The following is a 17,156-nucleotide window of genomic DNA, read 5'->3' on the forward strand; positions in this document are numbered from 1 at the left end:
CGGCCTCATACTTTGGCGATGCCGCAGATCGGAAAGCCTCCCGGTGACGACAGCCTGATCCGGCACGGTTGCGAGGCCGCCGACTGCCCGCCGGCTTCGCGGCCCTGGGTGCTCGCCGCGGCCATCGTCGGATCGAGCATGGCATTCATCGACGGCACCGTGGTCAACGTCGCGCTGCCGGCGATCCAGGCCGACCTGCATGCCAGCGCCTTCCAGGCCCAATGGGTGGTCGAGTCCTATGCCTTGTTCCTGGCCGCGCTGCTGCTGGTCGGCGGCGCGCTCGGCGATCACTTCGGACGCCGCAGGATCTTCGCGCTCGGGGTCGCGTTGTTCGCACTGGCCTCGATGGCCTGCGCGCTGGCGGGCGACGTCTCGCAGCTGATCGCTGCGCGCGCGGTGCAGGGCATCGGCGGCGCCTTGCTGGTGCCCGGCAGCCTGGCGCTCATCAGCGCGTCCTTTCCCGAGAAGGAGCGCGGCCGGGCGATCGGCACCTGGTCCGGGTTCAGCGGCATCACGGCGGCCATCGGACCGGTGGTGGGCGGCTTCCTGGTCGACCACTATTCGTGGACCTGGGCCTTCCTGGTCAACCTGCCGATGGCGGCCGTGGTGCTGCTGATCGTCTGGCGCCACGTGCCCGAGAGCCGCGGCGGCGCGGCGGCTTCGGCGCGGCTCGATCCCTGGGGCGCGGCGCTGGCGACGGTGGCGCTCGGGGGCATCGTCTATGCATTCATCGAGGCGCCGACACAGGGCTGGCGCGCGCCCTCGGTGCCGTTCGCGCTGCTGGCGGGCATCGCGGCCAGCGTGGCCTTCGTGATGGTCGAGCTGCGCGTGCGCTCGCCGATGCTGCCGCTCGGACTGATGCGCGTCGGCAACTTCGGCGGCGCCAACCTGCTGACGCTGCTGCTCTATGCGGCGCTCGGCGGAGGGCTCTACTTCCTGCCGCTCAACCTGATCCAGGTCCAGGGCTACTCGGCCACCGTCGCCGGCGCGGCGCTGCTGCCGTTCATCCTGATCATGTTCGCGCTGTCGAGCTGGGCCGGGCAACTGGTCGACCGCATCGGAGCGCGCCTGCCGCTGGTGGTGGGCCCCGCCATCGCCGCCGCCGGGTTCGCGCTGTTCGCACTGCCGGGCGTCGGCGCCGATTACTGGACCTCGTTCTTCCCGGCGGTGGTGGTGCTCGGCTTCGGCATGGCGGTGACCGTCGCGCCGCTCACCACCACCGTCATGAACGCGGTCGGGCCGGAGCTCGCGGGCATCGCCTCGGGCGTCAACAATGCGGTCTCGCGCGCCGCCGCGGTACTGGCGATCGCGGTCTTCGGCGTCGTCATGGCCTGGGCCTTCGACGCCGGCCTGGGCCAGGGCCTGCTCGACATGGGGGCCTCGCCCGAGGCGGCAGCCTTCGTGCGGGCGCAGCGCAGCCAGCTGGCCGGCGCCACGCTGCCGCCGGGTGCCGACCCGGCTGTGGCGGCGGCGCTGCGGCACACCATCAACGCGGCATTCGTCTCCGGCTTTCGCTGCGTCATGCTGCTGTGTGCCGGCCTTGCCCTGCTGAGCGCGGTGAGCGCGTGGCTGCTGATCGGCCGCGCCGAGGCCATCGATCGCCATACGTCGCATGGCCGATAGCCAATAGGGGAGGCCCCCTCCACACTGCGCACTCGATGGCCCGTTCACCCAAGGTCTGGCCGCAGGAGGAATGGCAATGAACCAGGGTTTCCACCGCGCCGCTCGATGGTGGCCGCTGATTGCGTGCGTGCTGCTGGCGGGCTGCTCGAAGGGCCCGCAGCCCGGCGAGGTGCAGGACGAAGCGAAGCTCGCGGGCCGCGACGCGGCATCGTTCCCGCATGCCGGCGAGGACTACTTCCACGACATGGACAACGCAATTGCGCTGTCGCCGGAAGAGATCAAGGGCCGCAACATGTGGCTGGTGTGGAGCGGCGGCAACGACCGCTTCTGGACCCGGATGAGCGACTACACCTTCGGCGCCTTCGACCTGCTGAAGGTGATCAGCTCGCACCCCAGCCTGGGCTATTCGCGGGCCAATCGCTGGCAGTACTTCGGCCTGGTCAACGAACCCTGCTTCAACAACGCCGCCGGGCCCGACAAGGCGCGCCGCGGTCTCTGGCTGGACGTCCGCAGCAAGGACTGCGCGCCCGATCCGTTCGAGAACGAGAGCAAGTACCCGGGCGTCGCGATCGGCTCGCGCGGCAAGCCGCTGGGCGACGGCACGACGCAGCCGGTGGGCTCGTTCTACGGCTGGGGCACCGGAATCGCGGGACTGCGCCTGTTTCCGAATCCGGACTTCGACGAGAAGGCCGCCAAGGCATGGGACGCCGAGAAGTACTACACCGACCCGAGCTACTACAACCGCAAGGACCTGGTGCGTCCCTACCGGGTCGGCATGTCCTGCGGCTTCTGCCACGTCGGGCCGAGCCCGGTGAAGCCGCCGGCCGATCCGAACAACCCGAAGTTCGAGAACCTGAGTTCCTCGGTCGGCGCCCAGTACATGTGGGTCGACCGGCTCTTCATCTACAACGCCAACAAGCCCGAGGGCCGGACCAACTACATGTACCAGCTGGCCCACACCTACCGGCCGGGCGCGATGGACACCTCGCTGGTCTCGACCGACGGCATCAACAACCCGCGCACCATGAACGCGGTCTACGACTTCGCCTCGCGGCTCGAGATGGCCCGGCGCATCGGCCGCGAGAAGCTCGCCGGTGGCGAACTCGACAACAAGCAGTTCAACGACTTCATCGCCAGCGGGCCCTTGACCGAGTTCTTCTCGAAGGCCGACTCGATGGTCTACACGCCGCACGTGCTCAAGGACGGCGCCGACTCGGTCGGGCTGCTGGGCGCGCTGAACCGCGTGTACCTCAACATCGGCCTGTTCAGCGAAGAGTGGCTGCTGCACTTCAACCCGGTGGTCGGCGGCAAGACCATCACGCCGATCAAGATCGCGTCGGCGCAGAAGAATTCGAGCTACTGGCAGGCGACCGAGGCCGGGACGCCGAACACGGCGCTGTTTTTCCTCAAGGCCGCGCAGCCCGACCACCTGAAGGACGCTCCCGGCGGCGACAAGTACCTGGGCGCCGACGCCGCCACGCTGGAGCGCGGCAAGCTCGCTTTCGCCGACACCTGCGCGCGCTGCCATTCGAGCAAGGCACCGCCGCTGCCGGCATCGCTCGAACTCTCGCCGCAACGGTGCGCGGGACCGGGCTACGTCGACTGCTTCAAGCGCTACTGGGGCTGGACCCAGACCGAGGACTACAAGGTGCAGATGCGCAAGATCGTCCAGGCGCCGAACTTCCTGCAGAACAACTACCTGTCGACCGAGGCGCGGATCCCCGTCACCTTGCTGCGCACCAATGCCTGCAGCCCGCTGGCGACCAACGCGCTGGCGGGCAATATCTGGGACAACTTCTCGTCGCAGACCTACAAGAGCCTGCCCTCGGTCGGCACCGTGACGCTCGCCGATCCCTTCACCGGCGCCCCCAAGCCCTACGAAATGCCAGCGGGCGGACGGGGCTACACGCGGGTGCCGTCGCTGATCAGCGTCTGGTCGACCGCGCCTTTCCTGCTCAACAACACGGTCGGCGAGGCCAACGGCGATCCGTCGGTGGACGGCCGCATGAAGGTCTTCGACCAGGCGATCGAGCAGATGCTGTGGCCCGAGAAGCGCAAGGCCGACGCCCTGCTCGGCGCCAAGGTCGGCGGCACCATCGACCGCACCACCGAGCGCAGCGTCGTTACCATCCCGACCGGCTACGCCCCCGAGGCGCTGCAGCCGCTGCAGGGCGCCTTGCACCGCTGGCTGCCGTGGCTGGTGCAGAAGGACGGCGACATCGTGCTGGGTCCGATCCCGGGCGGCGTGCCGGTGAACCTGCTGTCCAACCTCAAGCTGCGTGCCGAGAGCGACGATCTCGGCGACAAGGCCCAGCACGTGAAGGACGCGGGCGCGCTGCTGGTCAAGCTCAAGCTGGCGCTCGCCAGCGCGCCGGCCGGCGCTTCCGACGAAGAACTGCGCCAGCACTTCGCCAACCTGGCCGAGCCGATGCTCGAACTCAGCAAGTGCCGCGACTTCGTGGTCAACCGCGGCCACTACTTCGGCACGGCGGAGTTCAACCGGCAGGAGGGACTGAGCGCCGACGAGAAGGCCTTCGGCCGTGAACCCGAGCTGAGCGACGAGGACAAGCGGGCGCTGGTCTCGTTCCTGAAGACCTTCTGAGCCCAGCGAAACGCCACGCATGCAGGGCGCTGATCCGACGACGAGCGACTGGGACTACGTGATCGTCGGTGCGGGCGCGGGCGGCGGCCCGTTGGCGGCCCGGCTCGCCGAACACGGCATGCGGGTCATGCTGCTCGATGCCGGCGGCGATCCGCGCAGCGGCGATGCCCGCCTGCCCGACGACTACGACGTCCCGGCCTTCCATGCCTTCGCCTGCGAGAACCCGGCGCTGCGCTGGGACTTCCGCATCCGCCACTACGCCGACGAGGCGCAGCAGGGGCGGGACTGGAAGTACCAGGCCGGGCAGGGCGTGCTCTACCCGCGCGCCGCCGGCCTTGGCGGCTGCAGCGCGCACAACGCGATGATCTTCATGCCGCCGCACGCCTCGGACTGGGACCGGATCGCGCGGCTGACCGGGGACCCGTCATGGCGCGCGGTGCGCATGCGCCGCTATGCGCAGCGCGTGGAAGATTGCCGCCACCGGCCGGTCTGGCGTGCGTTCAGGCACCTCGGGCTCGATCCGACCGGCCATGGATGGGGCGGCTGGCTGCAGACCGAGAAGTCGATCCCGCTGTCGGTGCTCGGCGACCAGGGCCTGCTGCGGGTGCTGCGCGAGAGCGCGCGCAGCTTCACCCACGACCTGCCGACGCCGCTGCTGAGCACGCTGCGCTGGCTGGGTGGCGGCCTCGGCGATCCGAACGCGAGGCGCTGGCGGCCCGGCAGCTTCGAGGGCCTCTGCTACACGCCGCTCGCGACCGCCGGCCACCGCCGCAGCGGCGTGCGCGAACGCCTGCTGGCGGTGGCAGCGCGCCATCCCGATCGGCTGCACATCGAACTCGATGCGCTGGCGACCCGGGTGCTCTTCGATGCCGAGGGCGGCGCCGTCGGCGTTGCCTACATCAAGGGCGCGCGGCTCTACCGTGCGCATGCGGCGCCGAGCGAGCAGGCGGGCGAGGCGCGCGAGGCGAGGGCGCGGCGCGAGGTGATCCTCTGCGGCGGCGCCTTCAACACGCCGCAGCTGCTGATGTTGTCGGGGATCGGCCCGGCCGCAGAGCTGGCGGCACACGGCATTCCGCTGCGGGTCGACCTGCCCGGCGTCGGGCGCAACCTGCAGGACCGCTACGAGGTCGCGGTCACGCACCGGATGCAGCTGCCGTGGAAGGCGCTCGAGGGCGCGCGCTTCGAGCGCGACGATGCGCTGTGGCGCCGATGGCAGAAAGACCGCGGCGGCATGTACGCGTCCAACGGCGCCGCGCTCGGCGTGGTCCAGCGCTCGCGCGGCGCGGCGGGACCGGACCAGGAGCCGGACCTCTTCTGCATGGCGCTGCTGGCCCGCTTCGAAGGCTATTTCAGCGGCTTCTCGCACTGGATCCGCGACCATCCCGACCAGCTGACCTGGGCCGTGCTCAAGGGCCACACGCGCAATCGCGCCGGCACCGTGCAACTGCATTCGGCCGATCCGCGCGACATGCCGCTGGTGAACTTCCACTACTTCGAAGAGGGCGACGATGCCGCTGGTGTCGACCTGAAGGCGGTGGTCGAGGCGATCCGCTTCGTGCGGCGCATGACGGCGCCGCTGAGGGAGAAGGGATGGATCGCCGAGGAAGTGGCGCCCGGCACCGCGGTCGACAGCGACGCGGCACTGGCCGACTATGTGCGGCAGACCGCGTGGGGGCACCATGCCTCGTGCACGTGCGCGATCGGTGCTGTGGACGCGGGCGGCGTGCTCGACAGCGCGTTCGCCGTGCATGGCGTGAAGCGGCTGCGCGTGGTCGACGCCTCGGTGTTTCCGCAGATCCCGGGCTTCTTCATCGCCGCGGCGATCTACATGATCGCGGAGAAGGCGGCCGATGTCTTGCTCGAGGAGGCGCGTCGAACACCTCTTTCGGCAAGTTGACGAAGCCCATCGAAGGGCTGACACTTTCTGAACGGCGGGGCTTCCCCGGAGGAGAGAGCAGATGGCCTATGACGTCCAACAGTTGCTCGACATGTCGCAGCAGCAACTCGACGAACTGTTCCGCGCCAGCCCGCCCGGAGAGATCCCGAACGGCGAGGCCGCCGGCACGGCGATCATCGCGCCCGGCACCCATTACACCGAGTCGATCGCGAAGATCATCAACTTCTTCGGCTGGCAGGGGAAGGTGTTCGATGCCGCGAACGGCGTGCTCAAGAACAAGGTCAGCGTTCTCGGCGTGGAGGCCATCGTCGCCAAGGTCTACCTGGGCAGCAGCTGGCTCGACAACAAGCCGTGCATCGTGCTCGACTACTCCGAGACCTCTTTCGTGGCCCAGTGGATCCGCGACGAGATCCGGCTCATCTCCCCGAACTTCTACCTCGGCAAGGTCTATTGGGGCAAGGATCGGTTGATCGACTTCTGCCTCCAGTTCTGAGATGCGGTGACACCCCAATCGCATTTCATGGTGGTCGCGGCCGTCGCGAGCGGCCGGGAGGCCGGCCTCCGCAAGCTGCTGGACAGTCTGAACCTGAAGCCCGGCATGGTCGACCCGGACAACGCGCTGGTGCCCTTCGGCCGCTTCGATCGACTGCATTACGCGCGGTTCGCGCTCCTCACCGACACCACGCTCGGCGATCTCGAGGCCTTCGAACTGCCGCGGCCTCGCGTGCCGCTCTACCTGAGCTTTCTGGGCGAATGCGACGGCCCGGCCAACGACCAGCTGGCCGAGTTCGCGCAGGTCGCGGGCGATGGCCTGCGCAGCATCTTCGCGCACTGCGAAGGCTTCGACGTCGACGGCAACCTGTTCGCGTGGCTCAAGGCGCGCTCGCTGCCGGTGGCCGCGGGCTACGTCAACCGCATCGGCCGCACCGTGCGGCAGGTGCGCGAAGACAGCGCGCTGCAACGCGCGCTGGCCTCGCAGGTGCCGCGCGACATCGCCACCGAAGCCGAGGACCCGCAGGCGCTGCGCCATCGCCTGCTGGCCTTCGTGCAGGCCGAGCAGCTCGAGGGGCGGCTGCTGCTGACCTCGCCCGAACGCACGCCCACCGGCTGGTGGCTGCGCAACCTGCTGCATGCCGTTGCACCGTTCGCGGTCCTGCTGGTGGCTTTGCTGCTGGTGTACAGGCAGCCGCTGCTGCTGCTCTTGCTGGTGCTGCTGGCAGCCTGCCTGGTCTGGCAGCTGCGCCGCCGCGAGAAGAGCGACCCCGAGTTCTGTCCGCGCCCGGACCGCGAGGCGGTGCAGGAGATGCAGCGCCTCGAAGACCACGACCTCACCAACAGCTTCACCGCCCTCGGTCCCGTCAAGCCGGGGCTGTTCCGGCGCTGGCTCACGCAACTGATCCTCTACGCCATCGACTACGCCTGCCGCCATGTCTTCGGCCGCGGCCACCTGGCGCGGGTGCAGACCATTCACTTCGCACGCTGGGTGTTCCTCGACGGCAAGACCCGGGTGCTGTTCGCGAGCAACTACGACGGCAGCCACGAAAGCTACATGGACGATTTCATCAACAAGGCGGCCTGGGGCCTGAACCTGATCTTCAGCAACGGCTTCGGCTGGCCACGCACCGACTGGCTTCTGAAGGGCGGGGCGCGGCACGAACTGCGCTTCAAGTACTACCAGCGGCGGCACCAGCTGCCGACCCAGGTCTGGTACAAGGCCTACCCCGGCCTGACCTTGACCGACCTGGAGCGCAACCGGCGCATCCGCGAGGGCTTCGAGATGCACCAGGTGACGGACGCCCAGGCGCTCGAATGGCTGAGGCTGCTATGAGCGTTCCGGCAGTCGAATACGACGACATCCAGGGTCTGGTGCGCTTCGGCTACAGGCGCTTGACCCAAGCCTGCTTTCTGTTGTTGCGCGTGACCGATGCGCAGGCCGCACGCGATTGGCTCGCACGCGCGCCCATCAGCAGCGCCATGACGCAGGAGCCGCCGCCGACGACCGCCCTCCAGGTGGCTTTCACCTGCGCCGGGCTGCAGGCGCTCGGCGTGCGCCCGGACGTCGTCGAGGGCTTCTCGCACGAGTTCATCGTCGGCATGGCGAGCGACGCCAGCCGCGCGCGACGGCTCGGCGATCTCGGCGCCAACGATCCGGGCGGCTGGCAATGGGGCGGCTCGCCGGAACGGCTGCCGCACGTGCTGTTGATGCTCTATGCGGCGCCGGGCGGCCTCGACGACTGGCAGCGCATCGTGCTGGCGCAGTGCGAGCAAGGCTTCGAGCAGCTCGGCTACCTCGATACCGCGGACATGGACGGGGTCGAGCCCTTCGGCTTCGCGGACGGCATCTCGGAGCCTTCGATCGACTGGCTGCGCGAACGCCCGGCACGCGACGAGGAGGTCGACCGCTACAGCAACCTGTCGTGCCTCGGCGAGTACCTGCTGGGCTACCCGAACGAGTACGGCGCCTACACCGACCGGCCGCTGCTCGATGCCGACCGCGATCCCGAAGCGCTGCTGCCGCGCGCCGAAGACGCGCCCGACAAGGTCGACCTGGGCCGCAACGGCAGCTACCTGGTGCTGCGCCAGCTGCAGCAGGATGTCTCCGGCTTCTGGCGCTTCATGGATGCGCAGGTCGGAGGCGACCCGGCGCTGCGCAAGCAATTGGCCGAGGAGATGGTCGGCCGCACGATGGAAGGCGAGCCATTGGTCGGACGCACGGGCGAACGCATCCCGGGCGAGCAGGACCCACGCAACAGCTTCACCTATGGCGGCGACGGCGAAGGCCTGCGCTGCCCGATCGGCGCCCATATCCGGCGCAGCAATCCGCGCAATGCCGACCTGCCGCCAGGCAGACCGGGTTTCTATTCGTGGGCCAGGCGGACGCTGGGTTTCGATGCCACCGCCCTGGCGGCCGACAAGGTCTCCTCGACCCGCTTCCACCGGCTGCTGCGGCGCGGCCGCGAATACGGCAGCGCGGTCTCGGTCGAGCAGGCCCTGTCGCCGGCGAACCCGGGCGACGGCACCGGCCTGCACTTCATCTGCCTGGGCGCAAATATCGCGCGCCAGTTCGAATTCGTGCAATCGGCCTGGCTCGCGGGCCTGCGCTTCGATGGCTTGCCTGGCGACAGCGACCCGCTGACCGGCAACCACCTGCCGCGCGACGACGGCACGCCGACCGATGGCTTCGCGATTCCGCTCGACTCCGGCCCGGATCGCCGTGTCTGCGGGCTGCCGCAGTTCGTGACAGTGCGCGGTGGGGCCTATTTCTTCCTGCCCGGCCTGCGGGCCTTGCGCTACCTGTCGAAGGTGCAGCCATGAACTCGAATGCCAGCCGTCCGACGCCGCGGGCCAACACCGGCTCGGCCTGGCGCAACTTCGTCAGCGATTCGGGGATGGCGCTGATCCGGCTGGAGCGCCGCTTCGATCCGCTGCTGCGGCCGGCCTTCGACGCCTTTCTGCGCGATCCGCTGGCGCGCTTCACGACCGCGCTGATCAACCGGCGGCGCACCGACGAGGGCCTGGCGATCGCCGAGGAGCGGCTGCTGCCCGACGAGGAGAGCTTCACCGACTCGATCGTCAAGAGCTTCACGCGCCAGATGACCGACCTCTGGAAGCCCGGTGGCTTCGAGCGCGGCGGCAACACCAAGACCCAGGGCATCGTGCGCGGCGAGTTCAGGGTGCACGACGACATCCCCCCGCACATGAAGCGCGGCATCTATGCCGAGCCGCGAAGCTTCCGCTGCTGGGTGCGCTTCTCGGGGCCCGGTCCCTACATCACGCCGGACATCGACGATGTGGGCTTCATGAGCATCAGCATCAAGCTCATGGGCGTGCCGGGGCCGAAGCTGATGGAGGAAGAACAGCACACGCTCGACATGTTCGCGGTCTCGACCCCGACCTTCGTCACGCCCGACGCAAAGTGCAACGCGGCGCTGCAGCGCGAGAGCGTGAAGAACGCGCAGATCTTCTACTTCGTGAACCTGCACGACCCGCATGTACTCGACCTCATCATGCAGTCGCTCTTCATCAAGACCCAGAGCAGCCCGTTCGAGGCGCCGTATTTCAGCTGCGTGCCCTACCTGATGGGCGAAGGCCAGGCGATGCAGTACTCAGTCTGGCCGAAGACCCGGCAGCGCACGCCGATCCCGCGGCTGCCGCTGCGTCCGCCCGACGACTACCTGCGCCAGGCGATGGTGTCGGCGCTGGCCAACGACGATGTGGAGCTCGACTTCCGGGTCCAGATGCAGACCGATCCGCACCTCATGCCGATCGAGAATGCCGGCGTGCTGTGGCCCGAGAAGCTGTCGCCGCGCGTCAGCGTGGCGACGCTGCGGCTGCCGCGCCAGACCTTCGATTCGCCGGCACAGATGGAATTTGCGAAGCGACTCTCGTACAACCCGTGGCACACGATCGCGGAGCACCGGCCGCTCGGCAACCAGAGCCGCGCGCGCCGGCGGATGTACTGGGAGCTGGCCAAGCTGAGGCACACGATGAACGCGGTGCCGCATTACGAGCCGACGGGGGATGAGGTGTTCGAGTAGGCCTCTAATGATCGTCCACACCTTCGGCCCGGCCTGGAACGCCATCGACCTGAGTCCCTTCGCCGTCAAGCTCCTGACCTGGCTGCGGATGGCGCAGCTGCCGTGCACCACGCAGGTCGCCAATGTGCGAAAGATGAGCAACAGCAAGCTGCCGGCCCTGACGCTGGACGACGGCAGGCTCGTCAACGACTCGCGGCAGATCATCGAACTGCTGCGCCAGCTACACCAGGACCCACTGGACGAGCAGCGCTGGAGCCCTGCCGAGCAGGCGGTCGCCTGCGCCTGGAGGTCGCTGTTCGAGACCGACCTCTATTTCGCCGCCTACTACCAACGCTGGGTGCCCGAGCGGAACTTCGCGATCCTGAGGCCGGTCATGGCCGACTACATGGGCGCGCTGGGCGTGCCCGCCTTCGTGCGTCCCTTTGCGGTGAAGACGGTGCGGCGCAACGTGCTATCCCAGCTTGAGGCACAGGGTACCGGACGGCGCCCGATCGAGCAGATCCACGCGATGGCGGACCGCGGCTATGCGGCGGCCAGCGACTTCCTGGCCGACAAGCCCTACTTCATGGGCGACCGGCCGAGCGCGCTCGACGCCACGGTCTTCGCCTTCCTGCACACCCTGCTGTTGCCGCCGTTCGAGTCGCCGCAAAAGGCGCTGGTCGCCAGCCGTGCGAACCTGGTGCGCTACCACCAGCGGATGCTGCAACGGTACTGGCCGGAGCGCTACGCGGCGCCGGGTTGACCGGGCGGGAAACCGATGCCGGGCTGGCCGCTTCGCCACGGCGCGTGCTTCGCCATCACGCGCTCGAAGACCGGCGCTTCGAGCCGAGCCTGCAGCCATCCGCGCAAGGCGGGCCACGGCTGCAGGTCGAACCACGCCGCATCGACCTGCGCGAACTGCCGCACGAAGGGCGCGATCGCCATGTCGGCCAGCGCGGCGTGCTCGCCGTGCAGGCAGCGCGTGGCCTGCAGGCGAGCCTCCAGCCGGGCTAGGAAGAGGGCGCCTTGCGCCCGATGCGCTTCGGCATTTGCGCCCGGCTGCCGCTCGGGGTACTTGTACCCGTCCAGGTCGCGCTTGAAATTGCCGTCGCAGTCGGCGATCAGTGCGAGCATGTCTTTCAGCGTGCCGCGCGAGGGTCGCAACCAGCCGTCGGGGTCGCCGCGTTCCAGCGCCCACAGCATGATGTCCAGGCTCTGGTCGATCACGCGGCCGTCGGTGTCGACCAGCACCGGCACCGTGCCCTTCGGCGATGCGGCCAGCAGCTCGGCCGGCTTGTCGCGCAGCACGACCTCGCGCAGTTCGCAGCGCTGGCCGCTGACCGCGATCGCCATCCGCGCCCGCATCGCATAGGGACAGCGCCGGAACGAGTACAGGACCGGCAGCGCGGCCGGCCTCAGATCAGTCTTCTGATCGCCTTCTTGCGCCATACGAACCGGTAGTAGCAGGCCTGCAGCGTCAGCATCGCGCTGAACGCCACCGGGTAGGCTACCCAGATGCCGTTGAGCCCGAAGCGCCGCCCCAGCCACCAGGCGACCGGCACCTCGATCAGCGCGATGCAGAAGACCGAGATTGCCGTCGGCACCAGCACCGAGCCGCTGGCGCGCATGATCCCCGACAGCGCCGAACCCATGCCGAAGATGACGGTGCTCCACAGCATGATGTGCAGCAGCGTCTGGGCCACCTCGATCACCGGTTCGCTGGTGATGAAGAAGCCCATCAGCGGCCGCGAGAACAGGTAGCCCAGCAGCACCAGCGAGCCGGTCAGCACCAGGTTCATGAGGAGCGCGGTGCGGGTGATGGCGCCGAGGCGATGCGCCTGGCCGGCGCCGATCGCCTGGGCGCCGAGGATCGACGCCGTGATGGCGATCGAGATCGCCGGGAACTGCACGTAGGCCACCACCTGGTTGACCGCGCCGTAGGCCGCCGTGGCGTGCGAGCCGTAGGCGTTGACGAAAGACAGCAGCGCGATCTCGGCCAGCGAAACCACGATCATCTGCACGCCGGTCGGAACGCCCACCTTGAGCACCGCCTTCAGCAGCGCCGGGCGGACCCGCAGGTGCCGCATGAAGTCGGCATCGGGCGCGAGCACGCTCTTCTTGCGCCGCAGGTGGAAGCCCAGCCAGGCCGTCGCCACCACGAAGGACACGACGGTGGCGCAGGCGCCGCTGGCCACGCCGAGCTGCGGCAGCCCGAACCAGCCCTTGATCAGCGCGGGAGTGATCAACAGGCCGAGCGCGGTCGAGATCATCAAGGTGTAGAGCGGCGTGACGGTGTCGCCGACGCCGCGCAGCATCGCGGTCGACAGCAGGAACACGAACAGCCCCGGCATCGCGATCAGGATGATGCGGGCGTAGCGCGTGGCATCGGGGAGGATGTCGGCCGGCGTGCCGAGCAGCTTCAGCATCGGCTCGGTGAAGACGCCGCCGAAGAAGGCGACGCCGAGGCCGAACAGGATGCCCACCGTGAGGGTGGTGCCGGCCACGGCGCGCGCCTTGTCGGGCTCGCGGGCGCCCCAGGCCTGGCCGATCAGCACCGAGGCGCCGGCGCCCAGCCCGATGGTGAAGGCAATGAAGAAGAACATCACCGGAAAGAAGCCCGACACCGCCGCCAACGCGCCGACGCCCAGCATCTGGCCCAGGTAGATGTTGTTGATCGTGCCCGACAGCGACTGCAGGATGTTGCTGAGCAGCATCGGCGCGAGGAACAGCAGGAACACCTTCCACAGCGGCTTGGAGGCCATCGCCGCCAGGCGCGGATTGACGGGCGGCGCCTTCTGCAACGGCGCCGGGTCGGCGAGCACGGCCGGCTCGGGGCTGCTCATGCTTCGCTCCAGGCCGGGGCGGAGAGTCGCCGAAGCTGCTCGACCACGTCCTCGGGCCAGGCGGCGATCAGATCGCCGAAGCGGGCCCGCTCGCCCGCGAACAGGGCGCGGGCGGCTTCTTCGAAACCGGGCAGGTCGCCGGCGATCGCGGTCATGAAACGGTAGGCGGCTTCGCGTGCGGCCCGCTGCGCGTCGCGGTCGGCATGCACGTGACGGGCCTCGTCGACCAGCTTGCGCAGGGCCACCGAGGCGCCGCCGGGCTGGCGGTTGAGCCAATCCCAGTGGCGCGGCAGCAAGGTGACTTCGCGCGCGACCACGCCCAGCTTTGGACGGCCGACGCCACGTGCCACCGGGTCGTCGCAGTGCCCGGGGGCCGGCGCTGTTTCAGCGCCCGCGCGCAGGTCGAGGTCGAGGCGCTCGCCGGTCAGGTCGTCGAAGACCAGGGGCGGCGCGCCGTCGGCAGTGGACTCGATCTCGCGCAGCCGCGCGATCACTTCGGGGCGCGGGCCGGAGGCAATGCGACGGAAGCCTGCGAACGCGGACAGGGTAGGTTCAGGGGTGGGGGAAGGCATGGGGCGCGAATAATACCCGGGCAAAAAACATTTGGCAATCTACCCGGACAAAATTAATAGACGAATTCAGGAGGTGTGGCGCACCGCATGCCACCAGCGGCGCAAGCCAGACCTTGCGCGGCGGACCGCACGCCAGGGGGCGCTGAGGCGAACGCGCTCGAGGACGCCGTCCTTCCAGCCCTTCCAGCGCGGGTAGAAGCGGGCGAACCACGGCAATTGCATCAATGCCGGCTCGACCAGCTGGAACAGCCGGGCCAGGATCGCGGTCCCGACCAGCTTGGCGACCAGCAAGAGCAGCAGCGCGCTCATCGCGTGGCCCTCGCCGAGCAGGAAGAGTCCGAAAAGCTTGACCGGCAGCAGCATCAGCGCCGGCAGAAAGAAGGCCAGCACCGCTCCCCAGGGCGGCAGCGAGCGCACCGCCACCTCGATGCGCGCCCAGACGCGCAGCTTGGCCAGGCGGGCCGTTGCGCGGGCCAAGGGCTCCCAGCCCCACTCCTCGAAGAGCAGCACCGGAATGAGGAGGGCCGCCGCGACAGCGCGCAGGAGTTTGGCAGGGTGGCGCATGGCCGATGCATTGTGATCGCTGGGCGGTGCGGGTTACCAGGTTGGTGGTCACGGATCGTGGGGCTCGCTGATTCTTCCTATGGCAAACTTCCTGGCTTTATCCGGCGGGCCGCCAGGCGGCCCCGGCCCCAGGGACGCCCTTCAGACATGCAGAAAATCATTCGCCAGCTCGCGGCCGAGATCAAGGTCGGCGAGCACCAGGTGAAGGCCGCCGTCGAACTGCTCGACGGGGGTGCCACCGTGCCCTTCATCGCCCGCTACCGCAAGGAGGCCACCGACGGCCTCGACGACACCCAGTTGCGTGAGCTCGAAGCGCGCCTGTCCTATCTGCGAGAGCTGGAAGACCGTCGCGCAGCGGTGCTGAAGAGCATCGACGAGCAAGGCAAGCTGACGCCCGAGCTGCGCGCCGCGATCGACGCAGCGCCGACCAAGCAGGAGCTCGAAGACCTGTACCTGCCGTTCAAGCAGAAACGCCGCACCAAAGGCCAGATCGCCCGCGAGTTCGGCATCGAGCCGCTGGCCGACAAGCTGCTGGCCGATCCGACGCTCGATCCGGCGGTCGAGGCCAAGGCTTTCCTGCAGCCCGCGACCACGCTGGACGACGGCAAGCCGGGGCCCGATTTCTCGACCGTGCCGGCGGTGCTCGACGGCGTGCGGGACATCCTCTCCGAGCGCTGGGCCGAGGACGCCCCGCTGGTGCAGCGCCTGCGCGAATGGCTCTGGGCCGAAGGCCTGCTCAAGTCCAGCCTGATGGCGGGCAAGGACGAGAACAACGCCGACGTCGCCAAGTTCCGCGATTATTTCGACTACGACGAGCCGATCGGCCGCGTGCCCTCGCACCGCGCACTGGCGGTCTTCCGCGGCCGCGCGCAGGAGATCCTCGATGCCAAGCTGGTGTTGCCGGTCGAGCCCGAACCCGGCAAGCCCTCGATCGCCGAAGGCAAGATTGCGCTGCACCTGGACTGGAGCCATGCCGGCCGCGCCGCCGACGACCTGATCCGCAAGTGCGTGGCCTGGACCTGGAGAGTCAAGCTGGCGCTGTCGACCGAACGCGATTTGTTCACCCGACTTCGCGAGGATGCCGAGAAGGTCGCGATCAAGGTCTTCGCCGACAACCTGCGCGACTTGCTGCTGGCGGCGCCGGCCGGTCCGCGCGTCGTGATGGGCCTGGACCCGGGCATCCGCACCGGCGTCAAGGTGGCGGTGGTCGATTCGACCGGCAAGCTGGTCGAGACCGCGACCGTGTTCCCGCACGAGCCGCGCAAGGACTGGGAAGGCTCGCTGCACACGCTCGGCAAGCTGTGCGCCAAGCACGGTGTCAACCTGATCGCGATCGGCAACGGCACCGCCAGCCGCGAGACCGACAAGCTGGCCGCCGACCTGATCAAGCTGCTGGCCAAGATGACGGCGCAAGCCGGCGCACCGGCCGTCAACGTCGACAAGGTGGTGGTCAGCGAGGCCGGCGCCTCGGTCTACTCGGCCAGCGAATTCGCCTCGCAGGAGATGCCCGACGTCGACGTCAGCCTGCGCGGCGCCGCCAGCATCGCGCGGCGGCTGCAGGACCCGCTGGCCGAGCTCGTCAAGATCGACCCGAAGTCGATCGGCGTCGGCCAGTACCAGCACGACGTCAACCAGAGCGAACTCGCGCGCACGCTGCACGCGGTGGTCGAGGATTGTGTGAACTCGGTCGGCGTCGACCTCAACACGGCCAGCGTGCCGCTGCTGTCGCGGGTCTCGGGCCTGTCTGCCAGCGTCGCCAAGGCCGTGGTGCGCTGGCGCGAAGCCAACGGCGCCTTCGCCAGCCGCCAGCAACTGCTGGACGTCAGCGGCTTCGGCGCCAAGACCTTCGAGCAGAGCGCGGGCTTTCTGCGCATCCGCGGCGGCAGCAACCCGCTCGACATGACCGGCGTGCACCCCGAGACCTACCCGGTGGTCGAGCAGATGATCGAGAAGACCGGCAAGCCGGTGGCCGAGCTGATGGGCCGCGCCGACATGCTCAAGACCCTCAAGCCCGAGCTGTTCGCCAACGAGAAGTTCGGCGTCATCACGGTCAAGGACATCCTCGGCGAACTCGAGAAGCCGGGTCGCGATCCGCGCCCGGACTTCAAGGTGGCGCGCTTCAACGACGGTGTCGACGACATCAAGGACCTGGTCGAGGGCATGGTGCTCGAGGGCACGGTCAGCAACGTGGCGCAGTTCGGCGCCTTCGTCGACCTCGGCGTGCACCAGGACGGCCTGGTGCACGTGAGCCAGCTCTCGCACAAGTTCGTCAACGATGCGCGCGAGGTCGTGAAGACCGGCGACATCGTCAAGGTCAAGGTGATGGAGGTCGACGTGGCGCGCAAGCGCATCGGCCTGTCGATGAAGCTCGACGCCGCGCCGGCGCGCCGCGACGGCCCGCGCGACAACCGCTTCGAAGGGGCAGGGCGGGGCCAGCAGGGCCCGCGCCGCGACAACTCGCCGCCGCCGGCCGGACAGATGGCCTCGGCCTTCGCCAAGCTGCAAGGGCTGCGCAAGTAAATGGCGCCTGCCCGCGAC

The 17,156-nt window shown here is 68.9% G+C and carries 14 protein-coding genes; 9 read left to right on the forward strand and 5 right to left on the reverse strand.

The features are described from left to right. Positions 1-5: 5 nt before the first annotated feature. Positions 6-149, reverse strand: coding sequence for a hypothetical protein (locus QZH52_RS22655; RefSeq protein WP_301812812.1), 144 nt, complete (start codon positions 147-149; stop codon positions 6-8). Between QZH52_RS22655 and QZH52_RS22660 the strand changes: the two genes are divergently transcribed. From QZH52_RS22660 to QZH52_RS22695, 8 genes are all read left to right on the forward strand, one after another. After that, complete coding sequence (locus QZH52_RS22660; RefSeq protein ID WP_301812813.1) at positions 139-1,623, forward strand: MFS transporter; 1,485 nt, start codon at positions 139-141, stop codon at positions 1,621-1,623. The genes QZH52_RS22655 and QZH52_RS22660 overlap by 11 nt on opposite strands. A 76-nt stretch (positions 1,624-1,699) precedes the next feature. Further along, positions 1,700-4,225 (forward strand): hypothetical protein, encoded by a 2,526-nt coding sequence (locus tag QZH52_RS22665; RefSeq protein WP_301812814.1) that lies wholly within the window; start codon positions 1,700-1,702, stop codon positions 4,223-4,225. Between the two features lie 19 nt (positions 4,226-4,244). Then, entirely contained in the window at positions 4,245-6,122 is a 1,878-nt protein-coding gene (locus QZH52_RS22670) for a GMC family oxidoreductase (RefSeq protein WP_301812815.1), read from the forward strand. A gap of 61 nt (positions 6,123-6,183) precedes the next feature. Further along, positions 6,184-6,615, forward strand: a complete 432-nt coding sequence (locus QZH52_RS22675; RefSeq protein ID WP_301812816.1) for a hypothetical protein — start codon at positions 6,184-6,186, stop codon at positions 6,613-6,615. Between the two features lie 6 nt (positions 6,616-6,621). Then, positions 6,622-7,950: a hypothetical protein gene (locus tag QZH52_RS22680; RefSeq protein ID WP_301812817.1), complete on the forward strand. Its 1,329-nt coding sequence runs from the start codon at positions 6,622-6,624 to the stop codon at positions 7,948-7,950. After that, a complete protein-coding gene (locus QZH52_RS22685; RefSeq protein ID WP_301812818.1) occupies positions 7,947-9,437 on the forward strand; it encodes a Dyp-type peroxidase in 1,491 nt (496 codons plus the stop codon). The genes QZH52_RS22680 and QZH52_RS22685 overlap by 4 nt, the downstream gene beginning before the upstream one ends. After that, positions 9,434-10,660: a catalase family protein gene (locus QZH52_RS22690; RefSeq protein ID WP_301812819.1), complete on the forward strand. Its 1,227-nt coding sequence runs from the start codon at positions 9,434-9,436 to the stop codon at positions 10,658-10,660. The genes QZH52_RS22685 and QZH52_RS22690 overlap by 4 nt, the downstream gene beginning before the upstream one ends. Before the next feature lie 7 nt (positions 10,661-10,667). After that, entirely contained in the window at positions 10,668-11,402 is a 735-nt protein-coding gene (locus QZH52_RS22695) for a glutathione S-transferase family protein (RefSeq protein ID WP_301812820.1), read from the forward strand. On the opposite strand, the gene QZH52_RS22700 is transcribed toward QZH52_RS22695, so the two are convergent. The 4 genes from QZH52_RS22700 to QZH52_RS22715 all read right to left on the reverse strand — a co-directional run bounded on the left by QZH52_RS22700 (position 11,384) and on the right by QZH52_RS22715 (position 14,618). Then, positions 11,384-12,088 carry a glutathione S-transferase gene (locus QZH52_RS22700; protein WP_301812821.1) on the reverse strand — a complete coding sequence of 235 codons (705 nt, stop codon included), beginning with the start codon at positions 12,086-12,088 and terminating at the stop codon, positions 11,384-11,386. The genes QZH52_RS22695 and QZH52_RS22700 overlap by 19 nt on opposite strands. Further along, entirely contained in the window at positions 12,055-13,410 is a 1,356-nt protein-coding gene (locus QZH52_RS22705; protein ID WP_436411622.1) for an MATE family efflux transporter, read from the reverse strand. The genes QZH52_RS22700 and QZH52_RS22705 overlap by 34 nt, the downstream gene beginning before the upstream one ends. A 68-nt stretch (positions 13,411-13,478) precedes the next feature. Then, positions 13,479-14,054, reverse strand: coding sequence for a DUF2239 family protein (locus tag QZH52_RS22710; RefSeq protein ID WP_301812822.1), 576 nt, complete (start codon positions 14,052-14,054; stop codon positions 13,479-13,481). A 66-nt stretch (positions 14,055-14,120) separates the two neighbouring features. Continuing rightward, positions 14,121-14,618, reverse strand: coding sequence for a hypothetical protein (locus QZH52_RS22715; RefSeq protein WP_301812823.1), 498 nt, complete (start codon positions 14,616-14,618; stop codon positions 14,121-14,123). A gap of 147 nt (positions 14,619-14,765) precedes the next feature. Between QZH52_RS22715 and QZH52_RS22720 the strand changes: the two genes are divergently transcribed. Then, positions 14,766-17,138 (forward strand): Tex family protein, encoded by a 2,373-nt coding sequence (locus tag QZH52_RS22720; RefSeq protein ID WP_301812824.1) that lies wholly within the window; start codon positions 14,766-14,768, stop codon positions 17,136-17,138. Positions 17,139-17,156: the final 18 nt, after the last annotated feature.

This window comes from Variovorax ginsengisoli, assembly GCF_030486595.1.
Classification (GTDB): domain Bacteria; phylum Pseudomonadota; class Gammaproteobacteria; order Burkholderiales; family Burkholderiaceae_C; genus Variovorax; species Variovorax ginsengisoli_B.

Excerpts from the sequence above, each read along its gene's own strand:
- QZH52_RS22690 (WP_301812819.1), top strand. The coding sequence starts at position 9,434 with ATGAACTCGAATGCCAGCCGTCCGACGCCGCGGGCCAACACCGGCTCG.
- QZH52_RS22655 (WP_301812812.1), bottom strand. The coding sequence starts at position 149 with ATGAATGCCATGCTCGATCCGACGATGGCCGCGGCGAGCACCCAGGGC.
- QZH52_RS22660 (WP_301812813.1), top strand. The coding sequence starts at position 139 with ATGGCATTCATCGACGGCACCGTGGTCAACGTCGCGCTGCCGGCGATC.
- QZH52_RS22700 (WP_301812821.1), bottom strand. The coding sequence starts at position 12,088 with ATGGCGCAAGAAGGCGATCAGAAGACTGATCTGAGGCCGGCCGCGCTG.
- QZH52_RS22685 (WP_301812818.1), top strand. The coding sequence starts at position 7,947 with ATGAGCGTTCCGGCAGTCGAATACGACGACATCCAGGGTCTGGTGCGC.
- QZH52_RS22670 (WP_301812815.1), top strand. The coding sequence starts at position 4,245 with ATGCAGGGCGCTGATCCGACGACGAGCGACTGGGACTACGTGATCGTC.
- QZH52_RS22720 (WP_301812824.1), top strand. The coding sequence starts at position 14,766 with ATGCAGAAAATCATTCGCCAGCTCGCGGCCGAGATCAAGGTCGGCGAG.
- QZH52_RS22695 (WP_301812820.1), top strand. The coding sequence starts at position 10,668 with ATGATCGTCCACACCTTCGGCCCGGCCTGGAACGCCATCGACCTGAGT.
- QZH52_RS22710 (WP_301812822.1), bottom strand. The coding sequence starts at position 14,054 with ATGCCTTCCCCCACCCCTGAACCTACCCTGTCCGCGTTCGCAGGCTTC.
- QZH52_RS22665 (WP_301812814.1), top strand. The coding sequence starts at position 1,700 with ATGAACCAGGGTTTCCACCGCGCCGCTCGATGGTGGCCGCTGATTGCG.
- QZH52_RS22675 (WP_301812816.1), top strand. The coding sequence starts at position 6,184 with ATGGCCTATGACGTCCAACAGTTGCTCGACATGTCGCAGCAGCAACTC.
- QZH52_RS22715 (WP_301812823.1), bottom strand. The coding sequence starts at position 14,618 with ATGCGCCACCCTGCCAAACTCCTGCGCGCTGTCGCGGCGGCCCTCCTC.